Raw genomic sequence first — 13,055 nt, 5'->3', positions numbered from 1 at the left:
GTGTGTAGATAGAAATACCCTCTAGCAATCACTACGAAGACTTAGCGTCGACGTGTGAATATGCTAGAGGGTATTTTTTGGTGATATTTAGGGAGGATCAGGTCCCCGTAACATTTGGTTTCACTGCAATAGCTCTTACAATTAGGCGATGTGTTGGATTGACGAGTGGATCACAGGTAATCAAGGTAAGGACCTGTCCAAGCCCGGGATCCTCCAGCACAGATAAGTCAGTTGGCTCCACAACGGATATCTGATCTACCTTGTATTGGATAATCGTTCGATCTGCCAGGGTGACTTCCATTGAATCACCAATCTGGAGTTCTCCCAGACGATTGAATAGTCGTCCTTTTTTGTGGGCGCGATGAGCGGCTATGGCAGCATTACCTTTGTTCCCGATACTAGTGGTTTCAACAAGATGGGTTGCAGCTACCTTCATGTTAGCCTCCGTTGCACCCTCCAGAATCGGTAAGCGGACATCAATCTTGTCAATTGATAGTATCCCTAACGTATCCGAAGAGAGCTCTTGCACTGTAGCTGTATTGTCAGTAGTCGGCTCGGCGGAAGCTGCGTCCTGAATGCCTTGTTCGAAGGAGTGATTAAGCTTAGACAAGCCGTTTTGCAATTGCTCCAGATCGTTCATGACACGGGTTTGCTGCCAGTCATAATACTTTTCCCGCAGGAAAGGAAAGCTGATGATCAGGATGCCCAGTAGAACGAGCAGAATAGAGAATTTTTTCATTATACATCAACTCCCGTTGTCCAAGAAAAATAGTATACCTTTCTCTATTTTACTTACCGACCTATACAAAATATGGACAGGGACGAAAGGATGTACAGAAATGTTCGAAGGGGGAGAATCGAACCAAAACAAAACCTCCCCGTTTCGCTACAGTAGGAAGACTGCAACGCCAAGGGGAGTTTTTTTTAATATGAAGTTAAATCGTATCAGTTGTATAAGCTGAACTAACCATTTACATGAGAACGTAGAGGACAGAAATAACGTGAAGAAGCGAAGCGTTCGCCTTTATCACCAACTTTTCACCTTTGTAAAAGTGAATCAAAAAATCTGGGGATAACAGCGATCGGAAGGTTATTCTGTCATCGAAGTGGCAAGTGTAAATATTGCTTCGTTAGTGCTTACCAGTTGGTGAATCGGTAGGTGTGAAATCACATTCCTGCAGCGGCACCACTTTGGTCTTTTTGATCCATTTGTAACCGAGCCACAACACCAGGAACAGGGGTACGCTCAAGTAGGCAACGACGGCTCCACTCCAGTCGATCTGATCACCCGTGAATGCCTGATAGTTCTGTCCGATGATCACGATGATACACAGGACAAAAGCAAAGATCGGCCCAAACGGGAACCAGCGTGCACGGTAAGGCAGATCGCTCAGATCCCTGCCTTGTGCAACGTATGCACGACGGAAGCGATAATGACTGATAGCGATACCCAGCCAAGTGATAAAACCACACATACCGGATGCATTCAGCAACCACGTGTACACAATCCCATCACCGAAAAGCGAGGCAAGGAATGCCAACATACCAACGGCTGTTGTAAGCAAAAGTGCATTCATTGGAATACCCTTTTTGTTCAACTTGCCCAAGAAACGAGGGGCTTTACCGTCACGGGCAAGGGCATAGAGAACCCGGCTTGAAGCATACATGCCTGAGTTACCGGCAGAGAGTACAGAAGTCAGAATAACGGCATTCATGACGGAAGCCGCAATGGCGAGGCCAGCTTTCTCAAACACCAGTGTGAACGGGCTGACACCGATATTTTCCAGGTCACCTTTGAGCAGATTCGGATGCGTATACGGGATGATCAGACTGATCACGGTAATCGCCAAAATGTAAAAAATCAGAATGCGCCAGAATACCTGACGAATTGCACGAGGGACATTCTCGCGCGGGTTTTCACTTTCACCGGCGGCTACCCCGATAAGCTCGGTACCTTGAAATGAGAATCCAGCAGCCATGAACACACCAAGCACAGCGAAGAATCCGCCATGGATGGGAGCATCACCGATGGTGAAGTTGCTGAAACCAACGGCTTCTCCGCCCATAATACCAAAGATCATGAGCACACCAACGGCCAGGAAGATGATCACAGTAGCGACTTTGATAATGGCGAACCAGTACTCGGACTCTCCATAACCTTTAACAGACAACACGTTCAAGGAAAAGATCAGCACGAGGAACAATAAGCTCCATAACATGGATGAACTGTCGGGGAACCAGTATTTAATGAGTACAGTAGCGGCAGCAAGCTCTGCTGCAATGGTTACCGCCCAGTTGTACCAAAAGTTCCAGCCCATGGCGAACCCGAGAGCAGGATCGACAAAACGTGCGGCATACGTATTAAATGAACCGGAGTCCGGCATAAAGGTAGCAAGCTCACCAAGGCTGGTCATTAGGAAATAAACCATGATGCCAACGGCCACATAGGCAATTAATGCTCCACCAGGGCCTGCGGTTGAGATGGCGGTACCACTTGCGAGAAACAGCCCGGTACCAATTGAGCCACCGAGGGCGATCATCGTCATATGGCGTGCGCGTAATCCTTTTTTCAGGGAAGGTCCAGTTGTTGTTGGGTTACTGCGGTCTTGCATGGAAACACTCCTTCATTCGATATACTGATGTTTGCGATACTTGAATTCATAAAAACAAAAAGACCACAGGCATCAGCCTGCGGTCTTTAATATTTCAATGTCCGCACCATGTCCCAGATGATTAAGATAGCTCAACACAGAAGAATTCATACCTTTATATAAAGGAAATGTACTTCCGTGACAGTTCTGCGCCTTTCGACAGCAGCCCCAGCTCACCGGACCGTATAAGGAACGTCCAGCGAGCTTCGGCGGGTACACCTTTCGGCTGATCTCATAAGCGGCTCCTTAGCGCCTCCATCAGCGTACTGATCGCACCCGCGACCTCTACCTCACCATCAATGGATGAGGTGTATCTATTGTCTATGAAATTATGAACAACACAACTTAACACCGTGTGTCCTGTTTAGTAAACAGACAATCAGTATAACGCGCATGGTTTTCCAGTGCAATAACAATTGTTGGATGTGAGGTCTGAGAGACGACTATTCCTCTTTTTTATTACGGCCAGCCATCTGCTGCCATACCGTTCCAGCAGCCTGTTCGCCTGATTCGATCCGCTCCAGAGCCATCTTGGCCTGCAGGCTGACTTCAAATTCAGGATCTTCAGCTGCAACGCGCAACGCTTGCTCTGCTTCTTCAGTTCCGACCTCATAGAGAAAACGTGCTGCACGCCAGCGTACAAGTTTACTTTTATCGGATAACGTAGCTGTCATGGCTGGAGTGGCGGCAGGATCACCGATATCCGACAAGGTATCCCCGGCAGTCCGGCGTACCGCAGGAGAACTGTCCTGAAGTGCTTCATACAGCAGTTCCATCGCTTCCGATGTACGAATGTCACCCAGGTATACGACAGCCAAGCGACGTATCTGCATTTTGTTGTCATGCAAGGCATGGGCTACGAGAGGCAGTCTTTCTGCCGTAGGCTCCATGCTGTCAAATGCCGCATAGCGAACATTCCAGTCTTCGTTTCGCAGAGCCTCTTCAAGTTCGGCTCCATCCAATTCACGGCGGCGCTCGACGAACTCTTCGGATTTGGTACCATGTTCAATGGCCTGTTGGATGACCTGCTCCAATCGTTCCGGCGGGTAAGCGGCTTCCAGTTCCTGCTCGACTTCACGTGCGATGTCCGGTAACTCACCATATCGAACACCGTAATCACTCAGTTTACGTTCTTTGATCATTGTTGCACTGGCGACTTCTGTCACGGCTTTGACAAAACGGTCTGACAACGAGATTCGTTCTTCCTTGACCCCGGCCTTGACCCTAATTTGCATCGGTACACCTCGGAAGAATTGTACAAATACCTGTGCTTCTCCGAAGTGCTCGCCTGAACCATCTTCGGATTCAATCCAGTCCAGATCGATGCCGTGCTGTCCAAGGCGATTTTGGACTTCGCCCAAGATAACGGACCAGTCGGCATTCCCTTTACGATCAAGTGCGACAAAGTCTGTTGTGTGGAACACACTCTTTACACCGGGAATATGAAGCATCTGGCGAATGAACGCCGGAGCAGATCGTTCGTTGTCCAGTGTATATGTTTTGCGAATTCCGTCCTCCAGACGTTCATCGAGATGTAACATCATCGTATTTGGACTCGGTGTTGGTTCAATGGAAACAATATTCATCAATGTAACCTCCTATAGTACCAGATTCATCTTTAACTTCCCGTAAATTAAATCACACGGGTATTTCTCTATTTTACATCAATGTGTGGAATCTGCGAAATCATCCAGAAGTGAAGTGGACGTGTCTAACACTTAATGTGAAGAAGTGCGAAATTTGTTAACACTTCTTTCATGTTCACGCACAAACATTTTTAAACGAAAATTGGCACAATAAAGATAAGAATCAACTGGAGGTATACCTATGGAACCCATTACCGTGCTCTCGGATGGAAAACGTCGTATTGCATATGAGAATATTATTCAATTGTTCACGAACTGGATTGAGGACTCAACATCTGGTTCTGCGATAGAAACACATCGGGGAAGTTGGGAAAATGCCCGTTATTGTATTGTTGATTATCAGGTTGCCGAAGAAGCGGTGTCAGCAGCAAATGCCATTCGGGCTTTTATGCCACAACTTCCGTTACTAGTCATTACGGATTTCCAATCCCTTATTCGGAAGCGTCACCTGCAAGAAATTACAGGTACGGGTGAGATGAAGATGATTCTCTGGAACGAGCAAGACCCGAATCAACTAATCAAGGATATGGAAAATTGGTTTCATTCTTCGTCTATCCATAACTCAAAAATAGCCATACCACCCATCTTATCCATGAGATAAAAGAGAGATATGGCCAAAGATGTTTAACTTTTTAATCGTTACGATCGTATTAGATCACATATTTATAGCCTGTTCCCCAAACCGTTTTAATATAACGTGGGTTCTTGGGGTCAGGCTCAATTTTTTTACGTAGACTTGAGATATGAACATCAATGGTACGATCCAGATAGGCGCGTTCGGAGCCTTTGATCCGATCCATCAGTTCATTGCGGGTGAACACTTTACCCGGATTGCGGTACAATTCCTTCATAATCTCAAACTCAATATGAGTGACCTCGATTTCAACGCCATCCACAAACAGGGTTCTTCTGTACTCATTCACATTCACATGTCCAGTAACCTCTGCCTGCTTGTCTTCTTTTACCGGTTTATCCTGATAGGAAATGATTGATCTTCGCAGCAGTGCTTTAATCCGGGCATCCAACTCTTTCAAACTAAATGGTTTGCACAGAAAGTCATCCGCACCATTATGCAATGCACGAAGTCGATCATTCAGCATGGTGCTTGCCGAGATCATCAGAATGGGCACAGTGGAGTGCTGGCGAAAGGCTTCTACGAGATCATTTCCATCCATTTCAGGAAGCATGAGATCCGTTACAACAATATCCGGCTGGAATTGTGGAAACAGTTGAAGTGCCTCGCGGGCATGATGAACCCGTTCAGTGATGTATCCTTCCTCCTCAAGAAAGAAAGCAATCATGTCGGCTAGATTTTTCTCATCTTCTATAAGAAGTACTTTGATAGTCATAGGGTCACACTCCTGGTGAAAATAATATGTTAAGAAAATGCTAAAAAAACAAGGTGAATTGCGAATAAATGCCGCAAATTTTTTAATGTTTCTATCCCAAAATATAGGATGTATATGTAGAGAAAGAATACGCTTTTTGAATGAACTTCAATATTCTAGCATGAATGCAGTTTGGTTGCCGATCAATCAGAATTTCCCAAAGCTACACCAAGTATTAATTACAGTATAATGGATCAGAACGAGTTAAGGGGAAAAAAGTAATATTGTATCCGCTTAAGTTTATAGGGGGAACCAACGTTGTTGTTGAAAACAGAAGAAAAAATGATCCATGAGGGCAATTGCCTATGGATCGTATAAAGGCAAGACAAATGCTGGATTGGGTCGTGTTGAAACTGAGAATACCCTGGATTGGGACCAGCATTCTGATCATTCTGGGCACACTAAGCACTATTTTTCCGTTTACTTTATTCTATGGTGTACAGTTTATGATTGGTAGCGCCGCAGCACTCATTGCTCTTCGTTTGCATGGGGCCATCTATGGATTTGTCACCCTTACAGTTATCCATCTCCTGAATACCGTCTTTGTCGGCTTTGTGCCGCACAATTTAACTGTCATGCTTGCCCACTTCATGGAATTAATCTGGATGCTCGTTTGGCAGATCCGCTGGAAGAATGGCAGCTTAATCAAGGCTAATGCTGTCTTTTGGGTAGTCATGTTACTTCCTGTTATCTATGCCGGGCATTTTATGTTGGGTTTAAATATAGACGATTTGAAGTATGAGTATATGTATATTGCTGTGATTGGTATGGTGAATGCGCTGATTGCGGGAATTGTAGTTGATTTTTGGATCACCACGGGTGAACACAAGTCAAAACGCATGGGAACCATTCCATTAACAAGAATTGCGTTTAAATACGTAGTCGCCTTTGTGGTATTTGTTTCTCTCGTACTGTTATCCGCAGATAGCCGCAGACAATTGGGTCAAATGAATGATGCCATATTACGTGATATGAAATATGCAGCAACTGCGGTTGTTCAGGATCTTGATGAAGAGTACGTTACCTCTGAGAATATGGATCAGAATATGGCGCGTTATCATCATCTACTGGGTGTGAATGTGATTCTGCTGAATCGCAATGATACAGTCGTCGCTTCTGGTTTGAATACACTACAGGTGGGCGAGTATCTGGACATGGACAGATTCCGTCTTCTGAAGTCGAGGGATAACCTCATTCTGTTAAGTTCCGCAAATATCCATTACAGCGATGTATTGAATCATTGGAAACAAGCCTCTTTTATCTATGAAGCAGAAATGACAAGGTTAACACCTTATCGGGTATTCATTGTGACTGACTCGTCCGAGTATTACCCCCGAATCGAATCCATTTATCTGACCACGCTGCAATCCCTGTTCATCATCATCGTGGCTTCCATGATCGTAGCGGCTCCTCTCAGCAGTAAGGTTGTTAGCCCGCTGTTAAGACTGACCCGAATGACAGGCTCTCTTCCGAGACTGCTGTTTCGAAATGGGAAGATGGAGTGGCCAACCAGCCATGTAACCGAAGTACAGATCCTGATTGGCAATTTACGCAAAATGGCCGATGTGCTGCTGGAACAATTCGAACAGATTCGTCACGACAAGTTAACGCTGGAGGACAGGGTTATCGAGCGTACCAAGGAACTCAAGAATAGTGAAGAGGTCAAACGTGCCATTATTGAATCCTCTATTGATGCGATTATCGCTGTGGACTCCAATGGGCTGATCGTTGAGTTTAATCCGGAGGCTGAAAGAATGTTTGGATTGCGTCGGGAAGAAGTGATCCTGCACAAGGAAGCGCCATCTCTTTTTCAAGGGGCCAGCTGCAAGGAGATCAAGAATTTGCTTGAGCGATTTGAATATGTTGAAGGTAAAAGATACACCATCGTTGAAGAAATTTCAGGTATCCGACGGGATGGTTCCGTATTTCCGATTGAGTACAAAATTGTTGAGATCCAGTTGGGCAAAAATGAGACATTATATAACCTGTTTATTAAGGATATTACGGAGCGGACCAGAGCAGAAGAAGATCGTGTACGTCATGCCCTTGCGCTGGAGAAGCTGAACTCGGAGTTGTTCAATGAGAAGATTGCCATCCAGGAACAGCGAGATATCAGTGAGCAATTTATTGAATCCGTACGAGAAGGGCTCGTGATGTCTGATCGATCAGGTACCATAACCATCGTCAATCGAAGGATAGAAGAGATGTTTGGTTTGGGTGATTTTATGGGCAGATCCATTGAGGATTTGGCGCAGGCGATTGATACGATGGTATTAACGGACAACTTCAATCTGATGGAACAGACGAGAGCATTCCTGAATGGAGAAACGGCGTTTATCGAGACCGAATTTATATTCAATAATGTGGATAAAAGTGTATTTTCCTTGTACATGAAGCAGATGGATGTCCCCGGTAAAAACCATGGGTTTCTGCTGGTGTTCCGTGACCGAACAGGAGAAGAACGGCTGGATCGGATGAAAAATGAGCTGATCAGTGTGGTATCTCATGAGCTTCGAACGCCTGTAGCCACCATTATGGGATATGTGGAACTTATGATGATGTATGACCTTCCGGCAGCTCAACAGCGGGAATTCATGCAGACCATCTCTTCGGAGGGCAAGCGGCTGAGCAGTTTGCTCGATGATGTACTGGATATTCAACGTCTCGACAACGAAGGTATGACTTACCACATGACGTATGTACCGCTGGTTGAGTTGGTAGAAGGGGTTGCCGAACAGTGGAATATGAAGTCTGCCCAACGTATCTACGTGCATACGTTTAATGGAGACTTTTTTGCTTATGCTGACCAGAACAGGATGGTTCAGGTTCTACATAATCTGGTGGGCAATGCAGTCAAGTATTCTCCGGGAGCCGATCGTATTGATATTACGTTATGGGAAGAAGAGGAATGGTTATGTCTTGATGTGCGTGATTACGGAATAGGTATTGCGGAGCAAGAGAAGGACATGCTGTTTAATAAATTCTATCGGGTCGATAATTCGGATCATCGGCAGATTGGTGGAACAGGAATTGGCTTGTACATTTCCCGTAAAATTGTAGAGGATCACAAGGGTACGCTGACTTTTATATCTGCACCGCACAAAGGAAGTACCTTCAAGGTTCGACTGCCCAAGCAGGACGTATTGGTCTGAATTTAATGAAGAATGAAGAAATGTATTCCACTTTTTTTATGAATAATGTTTATGTACGAGACCTACGGATAGAGCCTTTGCCCTTCAGCGCGTGAGCGTGATAAGGGGAAAGGCTTTTTTTGTTTTTCAATTTCCCCGGATAAAAAAACAACTTCTTTTGCAAACTGTCTATAGAGCCATAATTTGCATCCCATGCAAAAGGAGGACGGCAGGTATATGTTCCGTAAACAAGAGAAAACACTCATTATCGTCTGTCTGGTTGCAGCTGTGGTTGTGCTGTATGCCGTTGTGAAGAGCATCATCCGAATCATGAGTTATTGAGATACATGTTCAAGCAGAGGAACTGCTGTCGTACATAACGATTATGTGAAAGAGGAGTGTAACCATGTCATCCCTGGACCCTGTTTTGCTCAGCCGGATACTAACCGGCCTTACCCTGTTTGTACACATTATTTTTGCCTCTATCGGTGTAGGTGTTCCACTTATGATTGCCTTGGCCGAGTGGCGAGGACTCCGAACCAATGATATGCATTACACCTTGCTGGCACGCCGGTGGGCACGAGGTTTTGTCATCACCGTTGCCGTGGGCGTTGTTACAGGCACCTCGATCGGATTACAGCTCAGTCTGCTGTGGCCGATGTTTATGCGGGTAGCGGGGCAGGCAATCGCCCTGCCGCTGTTCATGGAGACGTTTGCCTTTTTTATAGAGGCGATCTTTCTTGGAATTTACCTCTATACGTGGGATCGTTTCAAAAAGAAATATACGCATATGCTGCTGTTGATTCCGGTAGCTCTCGGCTCATCTGCATCTGCGATTTTTATTACAACGGTGAACTCCTTCATGAACCAGCCTCAGGGATTTACCCTGATTAATGGCATCATGAAGGACATTCATCCGATTGCTGCCATGTTGAATCCGGCAACGCCAACCAAAGTGTCCCATGTACTCGCTTCATCCTACACCTTGAGTGCAGGTATCCTGGCGGGGATAGCCGCCTTCAGTTTGCTTCGGGGACGGGATCATGTGTATTACAAAAAAGCACTGAAACTCACGACGGTATCTGCGCTCGTATTTGCCATCAGTACCGTCATGATCGGCGATTCCTCCGGTAAATTTCTTGCGAAATATCAGCCGGAGAAGCTGGCTGCCGCAGAATGGCATTTCAAGACGATGAAAGAGGCACCGCTCGTTTATGGGGGGATTTTGGATGAGAACAATGAAGTGAAATACGCGATTGAGATTCCTTATGCACTTAGCATTTTGGCGGGGAATCGTCCCGATACGGAAGTGAAAGGTCTCGAAGAATTTCCGGCGGATCTGAGGCCACCACTGTCCATTCATTATATGTTCGACCTGAAGGTCACAACGGGAGTAATCATCCTGATGATTCCTGTGTTATATGTATTGCGGCGCTGGTTGCCAGGGCGTAAGCCATACCCCAAATGGCTGTTGCTTGGCATCGTCTTGCTGGGGCCTCTGGCCATGATTGCGATCGAGTTGGGGTGGATGTTCGCTGAAGTTGGCAGGCAGCCTTGGATCTTACGCGGATATATGAAGGTGGCGGAAGCGGCCACGACGTCAACTTCGGTAGGATGGATGTTAGTGTTGTTCATATTGCTGTATCTGATCCTGTGTTTCTCGTGCATTCGGGTACTCAGCAAGCTGTTCCGTAACAAGGAAGCAGAGAAGGAACTAGAGTCTCTGGGGCTTGAAGGAGGGATCGTGCATTGAGTTTCGAAATTGCAGGCATCGCAATATTGTGGACGTTTTTGTTCGGTTACTTGATCGTTGCGTCGATTGATTTTGGCGCCGGGTTCTTCAGCTTTTATAGCATTTTGACCGGGCATGAGAACAAAATTCATAACATCATTCAGCGCTACCTGTCTCCTGTGTGGGAAGTGACGAATGTATTTTTGATCTTTTTTGTGGTCGGACTGGTCGGGTTTTATCCGGACAGCGCCTTTTATTACGGGACGGCTTTGCTGGTTCCAGGTTCCTTGGCCATTGTACTGCTTGCGATCCGGGGCGTGTATTACGCCTACAATACCTATGGCAATCATGGGCAGAACAGCCGGATCTATATGGCATTGTACGGGGCGACGGGATTGCTGATTCCGGCGGTATTTTCCACCATTTTGGCGATATCCGAAGGCGGGATCATTGAAGAGGTGGGCGATCAGGTGTTTTTTCGCTGGCGTGAATTTTTGACGAATCCCTATACCTGGTCGGTTGTTTTGCTTGCACTGGTTAGTGTGCTGTACATCTCGGCGATGTTTCTTTCCTATTATGCAAAACGGGCGGGGGATGAGCCGGCATATGAGGTGCTTCGAGAGTACGCGCTGCTCTGGAGTTTGCCTACCATTTTTGCAAGCTTTCTGGCTTTTCTGCAGATTAACAAACAGAATCCCGAACACTTTGAGCAGATGGTAAATATTTCGTGGATGTTCATCGCTTCGTTTATTTGTTTTGTCATTGCTGTGTCGCTGGTGTGGAGAAGTAAATATCTGGGTTGGTGTTTTGTTGCTGTCATGCTTCAGTTTGCCTTTGCCTGGTATGGTTACGGGCGATCTCACCTTCCGTACATATTGTATCCTTACATCAATATTTACGACGGCTTTACGAATCGCACGATGGGGATTGCGCTCATTACAGCGTTTAGTCTGGGGTTACTCGTGCTCATTCCTTCGCTTGTGCTGATTATGAAGCTGTTCCTGTTTGATGCCAATTATGTGCGCGGTAATTCTGGTAAAAAGAAAGGATGAGTCTGTTCATGGTCACTACTGAGGGAGTCACGGGGATACCCGGTATAACCGGATTGAGCTTTTTTGAGACATTCACCATTATGTATGCCCCTCCACTGATCATTGCGGCTGCTATTGTCTTTCTGTTTGTATATCTGGCCGTATATAAGAACCCAAAGGATTGATTGGTTGGTACGTCCATTCCCGTTTGGGGTAATCTGTTGTTAAGAAATGAGGAAGGGAGGAGGGCCCTTTCATGCCGAAAATCCGTTATAACAATATCGATAATGTAAGTACGGACAAAACGCTGAAGGAATTCAAACAATGGAGGGAGCAACGGCGGAGCAAAGTGAAGGACTACTCCTACACCGTGCCCAAACACCCGCCTGAACTGGATTATCTGCATGCCAACCGGGATGACACAAGTATTACCTGGATTGGTCACTCCACGTTTTTCATTCAATATTATGGATTGAACATCGTGACTGACCCGGTGTGGGCCGAAAAAATGGGATTTCAACGCAGGCTCGGTGCCCCCGGCATTCCGATTCAGGATATTCCACCGTTGGATGTGATTCTGATATCCCATTCCCACTATGATCATCTGCATCTGGCTTCCTTGCGTAAGCTGATTACAGCCAAGACGTTGCTCATCGTACCCGATGGTCTGAAGCGCAAGATGATTCGCAAAGGATTTCATCGATGCCAGGAGATGAAATGGTGGGATCATATGACACTTGGCGGAGTCAAAATAACTTTTGTTCCTGCACAGCACTGGACGCGCCGAACGTTGTTTGATACCAATACGTCTCATTGGGGCGGTTATGTATTGGAATCGAATCATTCGGCAACGAATTCAGCAGTGGAAAGTGCTACAACAACGAACAATCAGGATGAATCATCCAAGGAATCAGGGAAGAACGAAACATCCAAACCATCAGGCGGTCCGCCTGTGTTGTATTTTGTAGGTGATACAGGTTACTTCCAGGGTTTCAAAACGATTGGAGAACGCTTTGACATTGGGGTTACCCTGATGCCCATCGGTGCCTACGATCCGGAATGGTTCATGACTTCTCAGCATGTGACACCTGAAGAAGCGCTGCAGGGGTTCGTTGAATCCGGCTCACAGCTCATGGTGCCAATGCATTACGGCACATTCAAGCTGGCGGATGATACGCCCAAGGAAGCGCTGGATCGGCTGGAAGTTGAACGTGAACGTTTAGGCATTGGTAAAGAGCGGATTCGGGTGCTTGGTCATGGCGAAACACTCCGCATTCACCACGAGGAAGGTAAACAGGGCTAACAAAAGTGAGCCAAATATGTTAATGTAGGGATATGCCTGCATGAACAGTACATTTACCAAATCTTTAATAAGTAAAAAGCGGCCAATTTTCGAATTTGCCGCTTTTTTGTGTTATAATATGGTGCCAGAATAGGCATCGGGATATTGAATCCATGATTTACGCAACTTGCTAT

General features: G+C 46.1%; 10 protein-coding genes and 1 riboswitch. Of the genes, 6 read left to right on the top strand and 4 right to left on the bottom strand.

Features of this window, described 5'->3' with window-relative positions; translation table 11 throughout:
• Positions 1-97: 97 nt before the first annotated feature.
• The 3 genes from MKY95_RS28365 to MKY95_RS28355 all read right to left on the bottom strand — a co-directional run bounded on the left by MKY95_RS28365 (position 98) and on the right by MKY95_RS28355 (position 4,237).
• Positions 98-739 carry a class D sortase gene (locus MKY95_RS28365; RefSeq protein WP_339195529.1) on the bottom strand — a complete coding sequence of 214 codons (642 nt, stop codon included), beginning with the start codon at positions 737-739 and terminating at the stop codon, positions 98-100.
• Between the two features lie 391 nt (positions 740-1,130).
• Complete coding sequence (locus MKY95_RS28360) at positions 1,131-2,612, bottom strand: amino acid permease (protein WP_339185714.1); 1,482 nt, start codon at positions 2,610-2,612, stop codon at positions 1,131-1,133.
• A 119-nt stretch (positions 2,613-2,731) separates the two neighbouring features.
• Positions 2,732-2,947: riboswitch (Lysine riboswitch) on the bottom strand.
• A gap of 147 nt (positions 2,948-3,094) precedes the next feature.
• Complete coding sequence (locus MKY95_RS28355) at positions 3,095-4,237, bottom strand: virulence factor (protein ID WP_036606960.1); 1,143 nt, start codon at positions 4,235-4,237, stop codon at positions 3,095-3,097.
• Positions 4,238-4,478: 241 nt separating this feature from the next.
• On the opposite strand from MKY95_RS28355, the gene MKY95_RS28350 reads away from it, so the two are divergent.
• Positions 4,479-4,898 carry a hypothetical protein gene (locus tag MKY95_RS28350; protein WP_036606962.1) on the top strand — a complete coding sequence of 140 codons (420 nt, stop codon included), beginning with the start codon at positions 4,479-4,481 and terminating at the stop codon, positions 4,896-4,898.
• Between the two features lie 49 nt (positions 4,899-4,947).
• Here the strand turns inward: MKY95_RS28350 and MKY95_RS28345 are convergent, their stop codons facing one another.
• Positions 4,948-5,646 (bottom strand): response regulator transcription factor, encoded by a 699-nt coding sequence (locus MKY95_RS28345; protein ID WP_017692253.1) that lies wholly within the window; start codon positions 5,644-5,646, stop codon positions 4,948-4,950.
• 344 nt (positions 5,647-5,990) lie between these two features.
• On the opposite strand from MKY95_RS28345, the gene MKY95_RS28340 reads away from it, so the two are divergent.
• The 5 genes from MKY95_RS28340 to MKY95_RS28320 all read left to right on the top strand — a co-directional run bounded on the left by MKY95_RS28340 (position 5,991) and on the right by MKY95_RS28320 (position 12,882).
• Positions 5,991-8,837: an ATP-binding protein gene (locus MKY95_RS28340; protein WP_051447018.1), complete on the top strand. Its 2,847-nt coding sequence runs from the start codon at positions 5,991-5,993 to the stop codon at positions 8,835-8,837.
• 385 nt (positions 8,838-9,222) lie between these two features.
• On the top strand, positions 9,223-10,569 hold the full coding sequence (locus MKY95_RS28335; RefSeq protein ID WP_036606964.1) for a cytochrome ubiquinol oxidase subunit I: 1,347 nt from the start codon (positions 9,223-9,225) through the stop codon (positions 10,567-10,569).
• Complete coding sequence (locus MKY95_RS28330) at positions 10,566-11,600, top strand: cytochrome d ubiquinol oxidase subunit II (protein WP_036606967.1); 1,035 nt, start codon at positions 10,566-10,568, stop codon at positions 11,598-11,600. The genes MKY95_RS28335 and MKY95_RS28330 overlap by 4 nt, the downstream gene beginning before the upstream one ends.
• 8 nt (positions 11,601-11,608) lie before the next feature.
• Positions 11,609-11,764 (top strand): hypothetical protein, encoded by a 156-nt coding sequence (locus MKY95_RS28325; protein WP_155985027.1) that lies wholly within the window; start codon positions 11,609-11,611, stop codon positions 11,762-11,764.
• Positions 11,765-11,835: 71 nt separating this feature from the next.
• Positions 11,836-12,882 carry an MBL fold metallo-hydrolase gene (locus tag MKY95_RS28320; RefSeq protein ID WP_036606969.1) on the top strand — a complete coding sequence of 349 codons (1,047 nt, stop codon included), beginning with the start codon at positions 11,836-11,838 and terminating at the stop codon, positions 12,880-12,882.
• The last annotated feature ends 173 nt before the right edge of the window (positions 12,883-13,055 follow it).

Origin of the sequence: Paenibacillus sp. FSL P4-0176 (genome assembly GCF_037975265.1) — a bacterium.
Classification (GTDB): domain Bacteria; phylum Bacillota; class Bacilli; order Paenibacillales; family Paenibacillaceae; genus Paenibacillus; species Paenibacillus amylolyticus.
Note: the sequence above shows the minus strand (reverse complement) of the source record. Positions and strands in the feature narration are given on the sequence as shown.

What these genes read in the sequence shown, in the direction of transcription:
- MKY95_RS28365 (WP_339195529.1), bottom strand. Translation starts at nt 739, where the DNA reads ATGAAAAAATTCTCTATTCTGCTCGTTCTACTGGGCATCCTGATCATC.
- MKY95_RS28360 (WP_339185714.1), bottom strand. Translation starts at nt 2,612, where the DNA reads ATGCAAGACCGCAGTAACCCAACAACAACTGGACCTTCCCTGAAAAAA.
- MKY95_RS28355 (WP_036606960.1), bottom strand. Translation starts at nt 4,237, where the DNA reads ATGAATATTGTTTCCATTGAACCAACACCGAGTCCAAATACGATGATG.
- MKY95_RS28350 (WP_036606962.1), top strand. Translation starts at nt 4,479, where the DNA reads ATGGAACCCATTACCGTGCTCTCGGATGGAAAACGTCGTATTGCATAT.
- MKY95_RS28345 (WP_017692253.1), bottom strand. Translation starts at nt 5,646, where the DNA reads ATGACTATCAAAGTACTTCTTATAGAAGATGAGAAAAATCTAGCCGAC.
- MKY95_RS28340 (WP_051447018.1), top strand. Translation starts at nt 5,991, where the DNA reads ATGGATCGTATAAAGGCAAGACAAATGCTGGATTGGGTCGTGTTGAAA.
- MKY95_RS28335 (WP_036606964.1), top strand. Translation starts at nt 9,223, where the DNA reads ATGTCATCCCTGGACCCTGTTTTGCTCAGCCGGATACTAACCGGCCTT.
- MKY95_RS28325 (WP_155985027.1), top strand. Translation starts at nt 11,609, where the DNA reads ATGGTCACTACTGAGGGAGTCACGGGGATACCCGGTATAACCGGATTG.
- MKY95_RS28320 (WP_036606969.1), top strand. Translation starts at nt 11,836, where the DNA reads ATGCCGAAAATCCGTTATAACAATATCGATAATGTAAGTACGGACAAA.